Origin of the sequence: Mesorhizobium sp. B2-6-2 (genome assembly GCF_006440615.1) — a bacterium.
Taxonomy (GTDB): domain Bacteria; phylum Pseudomonadota; class Alphaproteobacteria; order Rhizobiales; family Rhizobiaceae; genus Mesorhizobium.
Window position 1 is genome coordinate 1 of sequence record NZ_VFUG01000005.1, and the last position, 17284, is coordinate 17284.

A 17284-nucleotide genomic window follows, 5' to 3' on the forward strand; every position below is an offset into this window, starting at 1 on the left:
CAGGACTCTGCCGCCCACGTTTCTCTTTCTTCAATCTTCAATTGTCAAAGAACAGACATCGCTTCACGCAATGTCGCAGCCCGTTCGCTTTTCGGCTTCGGGCCACTCGAGTGTCGCTCACGCGGCTCTCTTGAATTTCAACAGAGGGCAGACCTAGAAGCAAACTTCTTCGTCGCCAGCGGCGCACCGCCCTCGTTCGTGGGCCGTATATAGTCGGACCTCCCTCGACGCGTCAACACCGATTTCGAACTTTTTTGAATTTTTTGCGACGAATTTTTCGAACCACTTTTTCGATAGCCGACTGCCCTTGCGGCAGCCCCTGGGTTATCCGCAACGAGGCCCTATTGCCGCCGCATTAGGGCGTGAAACCGGCCCCTATAAGGAAGGCGCGCGCGTACATGCGAGGCGCGCCGACGACGGATGACAGGGCGCCCTGCGCAAGGGGGCGCATGATTGGGGATATCGGCCCCGGCCTGCCGCTTCGTTTGACTTCAACCGCCGTGACAGGCAATTGTCATGGCCACAACGACAACGACAAGCCGTTTCGCCTGGGGAAGAAGCAGCCTTTCTGGATGCCAGACACCGAAGAGGTCATAGCCGAACTCGGCAACGAGCCGCCGCTGATCGCGGACGGCCGCAGCGGTCCGCCCGACCGCCGCGAAGTCTCGGCGCGCTGGCTGTCGGGCACCTTCCTCACCGGCGTGACATCGAGCGTGTTGATGGGCGTGGCCTTGTTCGCCGCCCTTGACGGGCGCCAGCAATTGGCGACCCCGCCGGAAATCGCCGAGCTCATCGGTCTTGCCAGCGGCGGCGATGATTCCGGCGAGCAGGCAAAGACCACAAGGCTGGTGGCACCCCGCCAGATCGCCCGGGCGAAGGACCGGCGGCGCATGGAAGTGTCGATGGTCACCAAGGTCGGCGACCGTGACGTTATCCACACCATGCCCTTCGTGCAGATCAAGATGGCCCTGGCCGCCGGCCACACCACCAGCCGCCCCTACCCGCCTTTCGACCCGATGCAGGTGTTCGGCGACGACGGCGACGACAACGCGCAGCCGGCAACGGCTACCGCGGTCGCCGGACAGATCTACGGCGCCAAGGTCGAAAGCGAGATGAGCCTGAAGACGGTCGATTTCCCAATCGAGACAGCCTCCTTCGACGAAAAGAGCGATCTCTCCGCCGATGAGGTTGAAAAGGTGGTGCGGGACGCCGGCACCGGCTTGAGCGACGGCGCCGTCCAGGTGGCAGCGCTGCACTATATCGATCCGCAGCGGTTCGGCGATGCCTTCGCCGAATCGATGGCCGGCTCCTACGACGTGAAGATCACCCAGGAAAATGTGTCGGTGGCGCCGCGCGCCACGCCGGACGACCAGACGCCTGCCTTTGCCGAGGAAATCATTCCCTTCACCAAGGATACCGATATCGCCGAGGCCTATGCCGATTCGGGCTATACCGGCGACGACGCCACCGGCATGGCGGAGGCGATCGCCAAGCTCTTGAACGCCCCGGCGCTAAAGGCCGGAACAGTGTTGCGCGTTGGCCTCGAGGTGCGCGGCGACATCGCCAAGGTCGTGCGCACCAGCGTCTACGACAAGACGACGCACATCGTCACCATAGCGCTCGACGACCGTGGCCAGTATGTGCCGGCGCAGGAGCCGGAGCCCAATCCCGAGCTTTTGACGGCGTTCGATGATTCGCAGCCCGTCGTAGTGCGCGGAAACCTGCCCAATGTCTATGACGGCATCTACCGCACCGCCTATTCCTACGGCATGTCGAAAGCGATGACGCAGAAGCTGATCAAGCTGCTCGCTTCCGACGTGGATTTCCAGTCGCGGCTCTCGCCTTCCGACCGCCTCGAAGTGCTGTTTTCCCAACCCGACGGCGACGACCAGGCCTCCGACGACTCCGAGCTTCTCTACGTCTCGTCGACCTTCGGCGGACAAACGCGCAATTTCTATCGCTTCCAGATGCAGGACGGCAGCGTCGACTATTTCGACGAGAACGGCAGCAGCGCCAAGCAGTTCCTGCTGCGCAATCCGCTGCCCAATGGGCGCTTCACATCCGGCTTCGGCGCACGCCGGCATCCGATCCTTGGCTACGTCCGGATGCACACCGGCACCGACTGGGCAGCTCCGATCGGCACGCCGATCATCGCCGCCGGCAACGGCGTCGTCGAGAAGGCCGGCTGGGCCGGCGGCTACGGCAAGCAGATCATCATCCGCCACGCCAATGGCTACGAGACCTCCTACAATCACCAGAGCGCTTTCGCCAAAGGCATCGAGGAAGGCGTTCATGTCCGGCAGGGGCAGGTCATCGGCTATCTCGGCCAGACCGGCCTCTCTACCGGCCCGCACCTTCACTACGAACTGATCGTCAACGGCACCAAGGTCGATTCGATGCGCGTGCGCCTGCCGGTCGGCAAGGTTTTGAAGGGCGACGATCTCGTCGCCTTCAAGAAAGAGCGCGAGCGCATCGACGATCTTCTGAAGCAGGAAGACGGCAACTCGCTGAAGGTCGCCAGCGCCAAGACTGATTCGCAGCTCCCGAACTAATCTTGCTCATCGTTTGTCTTTTGCGGCCAGGGCGATGCCTGTCCGGGAACCGTGAACCAGGCGGTGAGTGAAGACAGCACGCAAAGCAGCGCCGTGATCGCTGCGACCGCGGCGAAAGCCGAATCGCTTGCCGCAATCCTGGCCGCTTCGATGTTGGCGGCCAGTCCGGAGGCGGGCGGCTCGCCGAAACCGGGCAGCCCGGCGGCATTGCCGGTCATCCGCGCGTAAACCCAGGCCGCCAGCGACCCCATCGCCGCCACCGCGATCAGGCCGCCGACGCGCGAGACAGCGTTGTTGATGCCGGATGCAGCCCCGGTATCCTTGTCCTCGACGGACGTCATGACCGCGGTCGACAGCGGCGACACGACCTGCGCCATGCCAAGCCCCATCAGCGCCATCAGCGGAAAGGTGCCGATCCAGAAATCGTGGATGCCGAAATGGGTAAGCAAGGCAAGGCCGGCGAAGGCGATGGCGACGACCATGCTGCCGCTGGCGATCGGGAAACGCGGACCTATGCGATCCGACCACTGGCCGACCGGTCCGGACAAAAGCGCGATCGGCGCCGACAGCGGCACGAATATGAAGCCGACCTCGGCCGCGCTCAGCCGCCAGCCGGCGATCAACAGCATCGGCAGGTAGAACAAATTGGCCGACAGCGCGAAATAAAGGAAAAATGTCGCCAGATTGGCGCCGGCAAAGGCCCTGATCCGGAACAGGCCGAGATCGATCATCGGGTCGCGCCGCCTGTGCTCGTAAAAGATGAAGACAGCAAGCAGGACCACGCCGGCAACGATCGCCGGGCCCGACATCAACCCTGCGCCTTCGGCATTCATCGCCGTCAAGCCGTAGGCGAGCAGGCCGAAAGCAAGCGTCGCCAGCGCCGCGCCGCCGAGGTCGAGGCTGCGTTTTTCGGTCGGCTTGTCGGCCGGCACCTTGGCCAGAAGCAGATAGATCGAGATCAGCCCAAGCGGCAGGTTGATGGCGAAGATCGCGCGCCAGACGCCATTGCCGAAAGTCGAGAGCACGAAGCCGCCCAGCACGGGACCGAGCGCCGTGGTCAGCGCCGAAGCGGCGGCCCAGATGCCGATCGCCCGACCGCGCTCCTTCTTCGGATAGGCTTTGGCGATGATGGCCAAGCTGCCCGGCACCATGATCGCCGCACCGATGCCCTGGATGGCGCGGAAGGCGATCAATATAGCCGGATCGGGCGCCAACGCGCAGGCGAGCGATGCCGCGACGAACAGCGCGATCCCGGCCACGAAGGCGCGCCGCAGTCCAAACCGGTCGCCGGCAGCGCCCCCCACCAGGATGAGCGCCGACAGCGTCAACGCATAGGCGTTGGAAATCCACTGCGCTTGCGCCAGACTGGCGCCGAGATCCGCGCGCAGCGCCGGCATGGCGATCGCCAGGACCGAACCGTCGATGAAGCCGAGCGCAGAAGCGAGGATCGCAGCGACCAGCACGAATTTTCGCCGGGTCTGAGGACAAAACGTGCCGTTCGCCCGCGCGGGCGAATGCGAATCGGCAGTGGTTTCATTCGCTGATGACATCGGATCCCTGCTTAGCCCCATCGCAAGGGCGCAACAACAAGCCAGAGCATCGCTGTTCTTGAAACCAGATGACAGAGCATGATGCCGAAAAGTGTGAAGCGTTTTTCGGACGACATCATGCTCTCTCTTTTTGATCCAGGGCCGGATGACGAGGTGGGCTCAATCCTGATGCAAACCGCCAACGGCGTGCTAGGTTCCGCAATCATGTGTGAGAGGGGGAAGCCATGAAGCGGCCGCTCGAACCGTCCGCGGAAGGACGCGGACGCATCGTCGGAGTGACCGACGGCGTTTTCGCCATCGCGCTAACCTTGATCGTGCTGGAGATCAGGGTGCCGTCGCACGAAGCGGTGCATTCGGAAGGCGAATTGCTCGCCGCGATCCTCGCATTGGCGCCGCGATTCCTGACCTATGCGCTGAGCTTCCTCACGCTCACCATCTTCTGGTTCGGACAGCAGGCACAGCATGGCCTGATCGCGAAATCGGACCGGCGGCTCGCGACGCTCAACCTGTGCTTCCTTGCCTTTATCGCGCTGCTGCCCTTCTCAACCGACCTTCTCGCCGATTTCCTGGCATTCAGGGGCGCGGTACTGGTCTACTGGCTGAACCTGCTCATGCTGGGCGCCACGCTGTTCGCGAGCTGGTGGTATGCCGACAGGAACGGCATGATCGCCGAGGATGTCGACGCGGAGACGCGACGCACCGTCTACAAGCGGATCGTCAAGGCGCAGATCCTGTGGGCGGTCGGCGCGGCGCTTTGCCTGATCACGCCGCTGCTCAGCATAGGCTTCATCCTGCTGGTGCAGCTCATCTATGCCGCGGCGCCGCGCGCCTTACTGCTGCGTAAACTCATCGGTTGAGGTCCCGCCGACATCCGCGATTGTTGATCCGCCCACGAACTCCACCGTGACGCCCGGCGATACCACCTTGGCAAGCTCGCGCGCATCCCAATTGGTCAGGCGAACGCAGCCATGGCTCTCGGTTTTGCCGATCTTGGAGGGATCGGGCGTGCCGTGGATGCCGTAGGTCGGCTTGTCGAGCGCGATCCACACCGATCCGACCGGACCGTTCGGTCCCGGCGGGATGGTCAGGATCTTGTCGTTCTGGCCCTGCTTGAAATTGATGTTGGGATTGTAGGTATAGTTCGGGTCGAGCGCGATGCGCGACACCGTGTGGATGCCGGTGGGCGAGGGCGTGTCGGCCGAGCCGATCGTCGCGGGATAGGCCGCGACCAGCTTGCCGCCCGCGTCGTAGGCGTAGACTTCCTTCTTGGTCTTGTCGGCGACGATGCGCGCCACCGGCGTCGACACCAGCTTGCCGAAATTGGCGACCTTGATCATCGTGCCCGGGCGATTGAAGTCCACGCCCTTGTTGATCGACTTCAGGTAGGTCTCGTCCATGTGGAAGCGCTCGGCCAGCGCTTCGGTGACCGAGGTGTAGCCCATACGGTCGAGCCTGGCTTTCTGGCTGTAGTCTTCGGGGATCGAGGCGACGTAGGGACCGGCCGCATCCTCAGGCGTGATCGTGTAGGAGGCAAAGGCGTCGCCGCCGGACTGGGCAAGCGCTGCCTGGATGCCGACCGCATCGGTCGACTTCAGATTGGTGCCGTTTATTTCGTTATAGGCGGCCAGCGCCTTGTCGACATTCGAGCCGAAACGCCCGTCGATCACACCCGGCGAGGCGCCGCCGCGGTCGAGCAGCACCTGCAGCGCCGCGACGTCCTGGCGCACGCCGAGCGACAACGACGGATCGACCGTGGCCTTGCCACCAGTGTTCGGCGGCAGTGCCGCCTGGGCATCCGGATTGGTCTGGAGCACTTCGCCCTGGCCCGGCTGCTCCGGATCGACCGACGCCTCGTTCAGCGGCTGGCGCTTGATTGTGTTGGACCTCGGCGCCTCCGGATAAGTGGTGGCATAGCCTTCATCGTTGTTGGGCGCCGGCGGATAGGCATCGACGGAATTGTCGTTGAGGTCATATTCGTCGACCGGCGGCGGGATGACCCGGCCATTTTCCTCGAGCTGCCGCCGGCGGAAGCGAGCCATGTCGTCGGGATTGTCGAGATAGTAGCGGTCGTCGTCTTCGGCCGGCGCGCGGCCGAGTTCCTGCATGCGCATCTGCCGGCGAAGCGCGCGGCGGTCGAGCCTGCTGCCCGGCGGCTGGATGGCGATGACCTTGCCGGTGTCGGCATCGACCAGCACGCGGTTGCCCCTGGCGTCGTAGTAGATATCGATATTGCCGTCCTGGGCCAGCATCAGCGTGCCGCGCTCAGCCGGGTGCGCAGCCTGCGCACCATCCGCGCTCGGCATGGCGAACGCACTGGAAGACACCAGCCCGGCCGCGAGTGCCGAAAGGGAAAAGATCAAGCGCAGCATGGGGGTCAAGCTCTCCGGTCGACTCGGGCTTCTGGCGGGCGAACCTTCGTCAGCAAACCAGCTAGCCAAATTAAGATTCCAACATGAACCGGGCATGAAGATGGCGGCTTTCCGGTACCTTGAGGAATATGAGCTCATGCATGTTGCAGCGGTTCTGGGGGCCGACATGCGAAACAACAGCTAAAGCGCATCGACTGCATCCTTTTCGGCGCGACGCGCCTTAGCCTGCGGCAAGCCCCAATTCCTTGCGTGCCTGTCTGGTCAGCTTGAGGACGACCAGGCGATGGCTCTCTCGCAGATAGTCCTCGAGCGCCGCATCATCCATGCTTTGGCTTGTCTGACGCTGGATCCATTTCATGCCGCGCGAGGCGAGATAGGGCGCCGGCCGGCAGCCCGGCTGATCTTTCAGCACGTCATAGGCCATCTCGGAACATTTGAAGGTGACGAAGAGCTCGCCGCCCTCGTTCCAGCCGCCGATGGCGAACACCTTCGCCGACCTTCCAGACATGGGCGCCGCCCCACTGAACGACATGCGTCGTGGCGGGCAATGAAGCGCAGAAGGCGTTGTAATCGTCGAGCTTCATGAAGTCCTTCGCCGTCATCCGAATCGGCAGCTGATTATGCGCAATCACTGCGAATAACAAAGCGCGCCGCACCATACGATGCGACGCGCTTCGCGTCATTCAAGCTCGCCCGAAATCAGGCGGCGGCTTCCGTCGCCACCACGGTCGGCTTCGAGCGGAAGTTCAACCGGTCGGAGCCCGCGGTGACCTTGACGGTCGAACCGTCGAGAATCTCGCCGAGCAGGATCTTCTCCGCCAGCGGATCCTGCAGCTCCTTCTGCATCACCCGCTTCAGCGGCCTGGCGCCATAGGCCGGATCGTAGCCCTTCGACGCCAGCCACTCGATGGCGTCGTGATCCAGCGACAGCGCGATCTTGCGGTCGGTAAGCAGATTCTCCAGCCGCTTGAGCTGGATCTCGACGATGCGGTCCATGTCCAGCCGGCGCAGCCGGTGGAACAGGATCACCTCGTCGACGCGGTTGAGGAATTCCGGCCGGAACGAGGCCTTCACCACGCTCATCACCTCGTCGCGCACGGCGTCGACATCCTGGTCGTCGCTGAGATTGACCAGATACTCGGCGCCAAGATTGGACGTCATGATGATCAGCGTGTTGCGGAAATCGACCGTGCGGCCCTGGCCGTCGGTCAGCCTTCCGTCGTCGAGCACCTGCAGGAGCACGTTGAACACGTCCGGATGCGCCTTCTCGATCTCGTCGAACAGCACGACCTGATATGGCCGGCGCCGCACCGCTTCGGTCAGCGCGCCGCCCTCCTCATAGCCGACATAGCCGGGAGGCGCGCCGATCAGCCGGGCGACGGAGTGCTTCTCCATGAACTCCGACATGTCGATGCGCACCAGCGCCGTCTCATCGTCGAACAGGAAGCTGGCCAGCGCCTTGGTGAGCTCGGTCTTGCCGACGCCGGTCGGTCCGAGGAACATGAACGAGCCGATCGGCCGGTTCGGATCCTGCAATCCGGCGCGGGCGCGCCGCACGGCCTTGGACACCGCCTGCACGGCTTCGCCCTGGCCGACGACGCGCTTGCCGATCTCGTCTTCCATGCGCAAGAGCTTCTCGCGCTGCCCCTCCAGCATCTTGTCGACCGGAATGCCGGTCCAGCGCGACACGACATGCGCGACATGGTCGGGCGTGACCACCTCTTCCACCATGCCGGTCTTGCCGTCCTGCGCCTCGGCTTCCTTGAGCTTCTTCTCGAGCTCCGGGATCTTGCCATAGGCAAGCTCGCCGGCGCGCTGGAACTCGCCCTTGCGCTGCGCGATCGCCAGTTCGTTGCGCGTCTCGTCGAGCTGCTTCTTCAGGTCGGCGGCAAGGCCAAGCTTCTGCTTTTCGGCCTGCCACTTGGTGGTCAGCTCGCTCGATTCCTCCTCGAGATCGGCGAGCTCCTTCTCCAGCCGGGCAAGCCGGTCCTTCGAGGCCTCGTCCTTCTCGACCTTCAGCGCCTCGCGCTCGATCTTGAGCTGCATGATGCGGCGGTCGATCTCGTCCAGCGCCTCAGGCTTGGAATCGACCTGCATGCGCAGCCTGGACGCCGCCTCGTCGACCAGGTCGATTGCCTTGTCCGGCAGGAAGCGGTCGGCGATGTAGCGGTTGGAAAGCGCGGCCGCCGACACAAGCGCGGAATCGGAGATGCGCACCTTGTGGTGCTGCTCGTATTTCTCCTTCAAGCCGCGCAGGATCGAAACTGTGTCTTCCACCGTCGGCTCGTCGACGAAGACGGGCTGGAAACGGCGGGCAAGCGCGGCATCCTTTTCGACATGCTTGCGGTATTCGTCGAGCGTGGTCGCGCCGACGCAGTGCAATTCGCCGCGCGCCAGCGCGGGCTTCAACAGGTTCGAGGCGTCCATTGCGCCGTCCGCCTTGCCGGCGCCGACCAGCGTGTGCATCTCGTCGATGAACAGGATGATGTTGCCGCTGGCCGAGGTTACCTCGTTGAGCACGGCCTTCAGCCGCTCCTCGAACTCGCCGCGATATTTGGCGCCGGCAATCAGTGCGCCCATGTCGAGCGCCATCAACTGCTTGTCCTTCAGCGATTCCGGCACGTCGCCATTGACGATGCGCAGCGCCAGGCCCTCGGCGATCGCCGTCTTGCCGACGCCCGGCTCGCCGATCAGCACGGGATTGTTCTTGGTGCGCCGTGACAGCACCTGGATGGTGCGGCGGATCTCGTCGTCGCGGCCGATGACCGGATCGAGCTTGCCGGCGCGGGCGTCGGCGGTGAGGTCGCGCGCATATTTCTTCAGCGCGTCATAGCCCTGCTCGGCGCTGGCCGAATCGGCGGTGCGGCCCTTGCGGATGTCGTTGATCGCCTGGTTGAGCGCCTGCGCGGTGACGCCTGCCTTGGACAGGATGTCGGCGGTTTTAGCCGACTTCTCCATGACAAGCGCCTGCAGCAGCCGCTCGACGGTGACGAAGCTGTCGCCGGCCTTCTTGGCCAGGTCCTCGGCGGTTGAGAACACCTTGGCGAGCGGCTGGGCGAGGTAAAGCTGGCCGTTGCCGCCTTCGACCTTGGGCATCGCCTCGAGTGCCGTTTCGACGCCGAGCTTGACGTCGCGGACATTGCCGCCGGCGCGCTCGATCAAGGATGCGGCGAGGCCCTCGTCATCGTCGACGAGCACCTTCAGTATATGTTCGGGCGTGAATTGCTGGTGGTTGCGCGACAGCGCCATGGTCTGCGCGGACTGGATGAAGCCGCGCACGCGCTCCGAGTATTTTTCAAGATTCATTCGCTGTCTCCTTCCATCACCGGCCCGCTTTGCGGCACCGGATCAGATTGCGGTGACGGACCCGCTCAAAAGAGCCGAGCCCTGTTCAGCGCAGATATGGTGTATGGGCCACGGTCCCTCAAGACGCCTTGATGTCGATCAATGCAGAATATTCCCAGGCGCGCATATGCAAAAACGGCGGAGATTTCTCTCCGCCGTCAGCGATGCTTGAGATGGCGTCTGGATCAGTTGTTTGCGTCGGCGGCTATGGGCTCGCCGGGAGCTTCGTTGACAACAGGTGCCGGCTCGCTGGCGGCAGGCTCCCTCGCCTGGTTCGCCTCTTCGGCCGGCTTGGCGCCGACCTCGTCGCTATTGTTCGCAGCGTTGCGCGTTTCGCCTGAACTTTCGGGACCGGAACCTTCGAGGCTCGAGCCCTCCGGCTGGTCGCCCTGCCCGCCACCGGCCTGGTCGGCATAGCTGCCGCGGGGACGCCGCGGACGCCGCGGACGGCGGCCGCCATTGTCCTGGGCGGCTTCGTTGAGCTCGGCCTGTGCGGCAAGGGCAGCCGGCGAGAAACTGTCGAACTGCGGCGCCTGCACGGCCTGTGAACCAGCCTCGCCGGTCGCCTCGGGCTGCGCCTGTCCCTCATTGCGGCGGTTCTGGTCGAACTGCTGGCCGCCCTGCTCGCCGCGCTGGGCGTTTTCGCCACGCTGACCGTTCTGGCCATACTGGCCGCCGCTGTTGCGGCGGTCACGATGCCGGTCGCGGCCATTGTTGTCGCGCTGGTTGTTGTCGCGACGGCTGTTGTTGTCGCGGCCGTTTTCCTGGTTGTAGGCGAGTTCCGCCGGCGTGCCTTCGATCACTGGCTGCGGGCCGGAGCCGTTCGCTGTGCCCGGCGCATCGGCGCCATTGCCGCTGTTGTTGCCGATATTGTCGAACTCCTCGCGATCCTCGTCCATATCGTCGTCGAAATCGTCGCGATTCTGCTGGGCGTTCTGGATCGGCATCTGCGCCTGCGCGGCGGCAATGATGCGATTATAGTGCTCGGCGTGCTGGAGGTAGTTCTCCGCCATAACCCGGTCGCCGGAGCTTTGCGCGTCGCGGGCGAGTGTGGCGTATTTCTCGGCGATCTGTTGAGCCGATCCGCGGATTTTCACGTCCGGGCCGTTGCTTTCGTAGTTGCGGGTCAGGGGGTTCGGCCCCTTGCGGTTGTTGTTGTTGCCACCGCCGCCATTGTTGTTGCGACCGCGCATGCGCCTGTTCTGCTGTTGTGGCCTCATTAGACTCTCTTCATAGTGAATTTTCGAAAAACTCTTCACGAACGGTGGCGCTCATGCAGCCAGCCGCTTCGTCTCTTCACCGGCGTTCGCCCGCATCAATTGCGTTGGCGCCACGTGCCATCCTGTCCCGGTTACATCACTTGCCGGATGATTCCCGCACGAAGCTTGGGCGTCGTTTGCGCAAGAAGGCAGCTATTTCCAAGGAAAACCGAATCGCTGGGAGCACTGCCTGCTTCGTCTCATCCGGTTGAGCCGGACCCTAACTGCATTCCCCGGTATTGCCAAGCGGTTTTTTCTCACTGCATCAGGGCTTTCAACGCTCGAACACCAGAACCCTGTCATTGCCGCCGAGATCGCGATGTGACCCGGTTAACACATAGCCGGCTGCCGCGAATATCCCGGTGACCTCGTTTTTCTGCGTATGGCCGATCTCGACCGCTACCTTGCCTTGCGCTTGCAGAAATTCCGCCGCTTCAGCGGCAATGACCCGATAGGGGTCCAAACCGTCCGCACCACCGTCGAGGGCCCGGTGCGGGTCGAAATCGCGGACCTCGTCCTGCAGATTTCCAATGTCTCGACTGAGTATATAGGGAGGGTTCGAGGCAATTACATGGTAGTGGCCCGAAACTTTTTCGAACCAGTTGGAATGCAAGGCTTTGAAGCGTTCGCCGAGCCCCAGGTCCCGGGCGTTTCCGGCCGCAACTGCCAATGCGTCGAGCGAAATGTCGACGCCCGTCGCGGTGGCCGCCGGAACGGCGCTGAGCAGCGCCAGCGCGATGGCGCCGGTGCCCGTGCCGAGATCGAGAATGCGGCATTCGCCAAGCCTTTCGGCCGTTGCCCGCGCAAAGGGCAGGACGGCGTCGACCAGCGTCTCGGTGTCCGGCCGGGGCTCCAGCGTCTCTGGCGAAAGCGACAGGCGCAAACCATAGAATTCGCGGTAGCCGAGGATACGGTGCACCGGCTCGCCTGCGACGCGACGCCTCAGGGCCGCTTCGATGGCCGAAAACGCCGCCGAACCCACTTCCTGTCCCGGTTCGGCGATGGCCTGGGTGCGGGTCGTGCCCGAGAAATGCTCGACGATCAGCCGCGAATCGAGCGCCGGATCGTCGATGCCGGCTATGGCCAGACGCTCGCGCGCTGCCCTGAGCAGCGGTCCGAGCGCAGCGGGCAGTCGATCAGCCATCGAGGCCCATATCGGCAAGCAGCTTCGACTGATGGTCGGCGATCAGCGCGCCGACGATCTCGTCCAACTCGCCCATCATCACCCGGTCGAGCTTGTAGAGCGTGAGGTTAATACGGTGGTCGGTGACACGGCCTTGCGGGAAATTGTAGGTGCGGATGCGCTCCGAGCGATCGCCCGAGCCGACCTGCGATTTTCGCGACGACGAGCGCTCCTCATCCGCGCGGCTGCGCTCGAGATCGTAGAGTCTGGCCCTCAGGATCTGCATGGCGCGCGCCCGGTTCTGGTGCTGCGACTTTTCCGCCTGCACCACCATGATGCCGGTCGGCAAATGGGTGATGCGAACCGCCGAATCGGTGGTGTTGACGTGCTGGCCGCCCGAGCCGGAGGCCCGCATCGTGTCGATGCGGATGTCCTCCGCCCGGATTTCGATATCGACCTCCTGGGCCTCGGGCAGCACGGCGACGGTCGCGGCCGAGGTGTGGATGCGCCCGCCGGCCTCGGTTTCCGGCACGCGCTGCACGCGGTGCACGCCGGATTCGAACTTCAGATGCGCGAACACGCCCTTGCCCGACACCGCGGCGATGATTTCCTTGTAGCCGCCGACCTCGCCCTCGCTCGCCGATACCACCTCGAAGCGCCAGCCGCGCGAGGCGGCATAGCGCTCATACATTCGAAAGAGATCGCCGGCGAACAAGGCCGCCTCGTCGCCGCCGGTACCGGCGCGGATTTCGAGGATGGCGTTCCTCTCGTCGGCCGCATCCTTGGGCAGAAGCAGGATCTGGATGTCCTTCTGCAGCATCTCGATGCGGCTCTCGACCTCCGGCAGGTCCGCTTCGGCCAGCGCGCGCATGTCGGCATCGGTCGCTTTGTCGGCAAGCATCGCCTCGAGGTCCGCCTGCTCCTGCTCGGCGGCGCGCAGCGCCCGGATCTTGCCCACCATCTCTTGGATATCGGCATATTCCGAAGCCATCTTCACATATTGATCGGCGGCGGGTCCGGCCGCCATCTGCGCCTCGAGCATGTCGAAACGCTTGACGACTTGATCCATACGGTCGCGGGGCAGGTTGATCATGATCTTCGAACTTCGATGGAATTCACGTCAGGGCGAGCCGAAAATGGGGAATTTCGAGAACCGGATCGGAATGTACATTTAGGTACATGAGCACCGGCCTACGCCGGCCATAGCCTTAATTTAGCTGCCGCGCCACTCACGAATGCTTCGGCCGGCGAAGGCCGGAAGCGCAGAAAATCGCCATTTGCAGACCGCCCTCACGTGAATCTAGAGCGGAATCGAACGATCGTCTGCAAAGGCCTGCAGCAAGGCTCGCATCGGCAATTTCTGGCTGGGCGCCATCAGATTGTCGTCGAAAAAGGCCTTCAGTTCCTGCAGCGGCAGCTCGGTCAGCATCGCCTTGACCGGGCCGATGGATGCCGGCGACATCGAGATCGAGCGGAAGCCCAGGCCGATCAGCGCCATGGCCGAGATCGGCTTGCCGGCCAGCTCGCCGCAGAGCGTCACCGGCGTGTCGTTGCGCGCGCCGGCATCGGCAATCGTCTTCAGCACCCGCAGGAACGGCGTCGACAGGTTGTCGAAGCGGTCGGCGAGCTGGGTGTTGCCGCGATCGACGGCCATGACGAACTGGAAGAGGTCGTTGGAGCCGACCGAAACGAAATCCACCGCCTTCATCAATTCGTCGAGCTGGAACAGCAGCGACGGCACTTCCAGCATCGCGCCGAGCTTGAGGCTGGTGGGCAGGTGATGCGCAAAGCGCGACAGATGCCGGACCTCGCGGTCGATGATCTCGCGCGCCTGCGCGATTTCCGACAGCTCGGTGACCATTGGCAGCATCAGCTTCAGCTCGCGGCCGCCGCTGGCCTTCAGCAGCGCCCGTATCTGCGTCCTGAGCAGGCCGGGACGGTCGAGGGTGAGCCGGATCGCCCGCCAGCCCAGCGCCGGGTTCTCTTCCTGCACCGCGCCCTTGAAATAGGGCAGCACCTTGTCGCCACCGATGTCGATGGTGCGGAAGGTGACCGGCTTGCCGCGCGCCGCCTCGAGCACGTCGCGGTAAAGCCGTTCCTGCGCCTCGGCGCGGGGGAAAGTCGAGGCGACCATGAACTGCAATTCGGTGCGGAACAGTCCGATGCCGGCGGCGCCCGATTCCGTCAGCTGCGGCAGGTCGACGGCCAGGCCCGCATTCATCAGCAGATCGACCGGAACCCCGTCCTTGGTCAGCGACGGCTTCTTGCGCAGCTCGCGATAGACCTCCTGCCGCCGCGCCCTGAAGCGGACTTTTTCGGCATAGGCGGCTTCCAGGTCGGATTGCGGCCTGAGGTGGATCGTGCCTTCCTCGCCGTCGACGATGATGGCGTCGCCGTTTTCCGCCATGGAAACGGCGCCCTTCATTTGTCCGGCGACGGGAATGCCCATGGCGCGCGCGACGATCACGACATGGCTGGTGGCGGCGCCGTCCTCCAGCACAAGGCCGCGCAGCTTGTCGCGCGGATAGTCGAGCAGCTCGGCCGCGCCCATCGAGCGGGCGACGATGATAGCGTCCTTGGGCAGCGAGGCCGCGACATCTTCCGGACCGCGTCCCATCAACTGGCGCAGCAGCCGGTTGGCGAGGTCGTCGAAATCGCTCATCCGCTCGCGCAGATAAGGATCGGTCATGTGCAGCATGCGCGCGCGCATGTCGCTCTGCACCTTTTCGACGGCGGCTTCCGCCGTCAGGCCGTTGCGGATCGCCTCTTCCAATCGCCGCACCCAACCGCTGTCGTTGGCGAACATGCGATAGGCCTCGAGCACCTCGCGGTGCTCGCCCTCGAACGCGACCTCGCGCCGCTCCAGCATGTCGTCGATGGAGAGCCGGAGCGAGCCGAGTGAGGACTGCAGCCGGCGCACCTCCTCTTCGCTGTCCTCGTTGAAGAGGTTGGTGACGACGATGCGCGGCTCGTGCAGCACGACATGGCCGAGCCCGACGCCCTCATTGAAGGAAAGGCCGGTGAAGCTCACCGGGCGGCGCAGGTCGAGCTCCAGCCCCGGCTTGGTCAGGCGGGCGAGATCGCCGGTGGCGATCATTTCGGCGATCACCATCGCCGTCGTTTCCAGCGCCTCGACCTCGTCGTCGCGGTAATGGCGCATGGTCTTGTTCTGCACCACCAGCACGCCCAGCGTGCGCCCTGCCCGCAGCACCGGCACGCCGAGGAAGGAGTTGTAGATCTCTTCGCCCGTCTCCGGCAGGTAGGCGAAAGCCGGATGCTCCTGCGCGTTGGAGAGGTTGAGCGGTCGCGCGCTGGCGGCGATCGTGCCGACCAGGCCCTGCCCGAGCCGCAGCTGCGCCAGGTGGACGGCGTTGGGGTTCAAACCCTCGGTGGCGTAGAGCTCGAGCACCGAATCGGCGCGCAGCACATAGAGCGAGCAGACTTCGGCGACCATGTTGGAGGCGATGTCGCGCACGATGCGGTCGAGCCGCTCCTGCGGCTCCAGCGGCTCCTGCATGAGCTCGCGAAGCCGTTTGAGCAGAACGCGCGGGCCACTGGCCGTATCACGCATCGCGGCTTGTTCTCCAATGGGCATTTCGCCCGCCGCAGTTTCTCCCGCGGCCGGCGTTCACGCAACAACTGACTCAGTTCTTGCTATTGCTTATCGAGCCCGTAGACGGAATGCAAAGTACGAACTGCAAGTTCCGTATAGGGACCGTCGATCAGTATCGAGATTTTGATCTCGGAAGTGGTGATGGCGCGGATGTTGATCGCCTTGTCGGCCAGCGCCTTGAAGGCGGTGGCGGCGACGCCGGCGTGGCTGCGCATGCCGATGCCGATGACCGAGACCTTCGACATGCCGGCTTCCGACTGGACGACATCGTAGCCGACATCGGGTTTCAACCTCTCCAGCACGGCAAGCGCCTTGTCGACGTCGCCGGACGGGACGGTGAAGGTCATATCGGTGAACTTGCCGTCCTCGGAGATGTTCTGGACGATCATGTCGACATTGATGTTGGCTTCGGCCAGCGGGCCGAAGATGCCGGCGGCAACGCCTGGACGGTCGCCGACGCGACGCAGCGAGATCTGCGCTTCGTCCTTGGCGTAGGCAATTCCGGTGACGACCTGCTGTTCCACGATCTCTTCCTCGTCGCAAATAAGCGTTCCGGGCGGATTGAGCAAATCCCCCATTCCGGGCGCGTCGGGATCGTCGAAGGACGACCGCACGAAGGTACGCACCCTGTGTACCATGGCAAGCTCGACCGAGCGTACTTGCAGCACCTTGGCGCCGAGCGAAGCCATTTCGAGCATTTCCTCGAACGAAATCTTGGCCAGCCGACGGGCTTTCGGCTCGATGCGAGGGTCGGTCGTATAGACGCCGTCGACATCGGTATAGATGTCGCAACGGTCGGCCTTGACGGCAGCGGCGATCGCCACGGCGCTGGTGTCGGAGCCGCCGCGGCCGAGCGTCGCGATGCGATTGTCCGGGCCGATGCCCTGGAAACCGGCGATGACGGCCACCTGGCCCTCGCCGAAGCGCTTGATCAGGAAGGCGCCGTCGATATCGAGGATGCGTGCCGCGCCATGCGCATTGTCGGTCTTGATCGGGATCTGCCAGCCCTGCCAGGATCGTGCATGGATGCCCATGTTCTGCAGCGTGATCGCCAGGAGACCGGCGGTAACCTGCTCGCCCGATGCGACAACCGCGTCATATTCGCGCGCGTCGTGCATGGGCGAGGCCTCGCGGGTCCAGCCGACAAGCTCGTTGGTCTTGCCGGCCATGGCCGAGACCACCACGGCAACCTCGTGGCCGGCATCGACCTCGCGTTTGACATGGCGCGCCACATTGCGGATGCGGGCGATGTCGGCGACCGAGGTTCCGCCGAATTTCATCACGATACGCGCCATGGAAGCGAAATGCCTTTGACTGAAGCCGGCTCGAGCCCGGAACGAGAGGAAACGCCGGGTTTAAGCCCGGCGCCGGAATGCGGCCTCCTTAGCCAAAACAGCAAGGCTTCGCAAGCGAGCGCGGCCACGAGCGGCCCAGCACCACCTCTACTGACAGAATCTTGTCGCCGACCATGCC

10 protein-coding genes and 1 pseudogene are annotated in these 17284 nt (G+C 64.0%); 2 read left to right on the forward strand and 9 right to left on the reverse strand.

Annotated features, from left to right (window positions below):
* Nucleotides 1-572: 572 nt before the first annotated feature.
* Nucleotides 573-2552 (forward strand): M23 family metallopeptidase, encoded by a 1980-nt coding sequence (locus FJ419_RS12485; RefSeq protein ID WP_181170684.1) that lies wholly within the window; start codon nt 573-575, stop codon nt 2550-2552.
* Here the strand turns inward: FJ419_RS12485 and FJ419_RS12490 are convergent.
* The gene (locus FJ419_RS12490) at nt 2549-4102 is read right to left on the reverse strand and encodes an MFS transporter (protein WP_140692493.1); all 1554 of its coding nucleotides are present in this window, start codon (nt 4100-4102) and stop codon (nt 2549-2551) included. The two genes, FJ419_RS12485 and FJ419_RS12490, sit on opposite strands and share 4 nt — an antisense overlap.
* Nucleotides 4103-4326: 224 nt before the next feature.
* Between FJ419_RS12490 and FJ419_RS12495 the strand changes: the two genes are divergently transcribed.
* Nucleotides 4327-4959 (forward strand): TMEM175 family protein, encoded by a 633-nt coding sequence (locus FJ419_RS12495; RefSeq protein ID WP_140692497.1) that lies wholly within the window; start codon nt 4327-4329, stop codon nt 4957-4959.
* On the opposite strand, the gene FJ419_RS12500 is transcribed toward FJ419_RS12495, so the two are convergent.
* From FJ419_RS12500 to FJ419_RS12535, 8 genes and pseudogenes are all read right to left on the reverse strand, one after another.
* Nucleotides 4933-6471: a L,D-transpeptidase family protein gene (locus FJ419_RS12500; protein ID WP_140692499.1), complete on the reverse strand. Its 1539-nt coding sequence runs from the start codon at nt 6469-6471 to the stop codon at nt 4933-4935. The two genes, FJ419_RS12495 and FJ419_RS12500, sit on opposite strands and share 27 nt — an antisense overlap.
* A gap of 220 nt (nt 6472-6691) precedes the next feature.
* Nucleotides 6692-7055, reverse strand: a pseudogene (locus FJ419_RS12505) (MmcQ/YjbR family DNA-binding protein).
* Nucleotides 7056-7170: 115 nt separating this feature from the next.
* Complete coding sequence (clpB, locus tag FJ419_RS12510; RefSeq protein ID WP_140692500.1) at nt 7171-9777, reverse strand: ATP-dependent chaperone ClpB; 2607 nt, start codon at nt 9775-9777, stop codon at nt 7171-7173.
* 224 nt (nt 9778-10001) lie between these two features.
* Nucleotides 10002-11036, reverse strand: a complete 1035-nt coding sequence (locus tag FJ419_RS12515; RefSeq protein ID WP_246679194.1) for a DUF4167 domain-containing protein — start codon at nt 11034-11036, stop codon at nt 10002-10004.
* A 313-nt stretch (nt 11037-11349) separates the two neighbouring features.
* On the reverse strand, nt 11350-12219 hold the full coding sequence (prmC, locus tag FJ419_RS12520) for a peptide chain release factor N(5)-glutamine methyltransferase (protein WP_140692502.1): 870 nt from the start codon (nt 12217-12219) through the stop codon (nt 11350-11352).
* Complete coding sequence (prfA, locus tag FJ419_RS12525; protein WP_140692504.1) at nt 12212-13291, reverse strand: peptide chain release factor 1; 1080 nt, start codon at nt 13289-13291, stop codon at nt 12212-12214. The genes prmC and prfA overlap by 8 nt, the downstream gene beginning before the upstream one ends.
* Nucleotides 13292-13498: 207 nt before the next feature.
* Nucleotides 13499-15769: a phosphoenolpyruvate--protein phosphotransferase gene (gene ptsP, locus FJ419_RS12530; protein ID WP_140692506.1), complete on the reverse strand. Its 2271-nt coding sequence runs from the start codon at nt 15767-15769 to the stop codon at nt 13499-13501.
* Between the two features lie 83 nt (nt 15770-15852).
* A complete protein-coding gene (locus FJ419_RS12535) occupies nt 15853-17106 on the reverse strand; it encodes an aspartate kinase (RefSeq protein WP_140632774.1) in 1254 nt (417 codons plus the stop codon).
* Between the last annotated feature and the right edge of the window lie 178 nt (nt 17107-17284).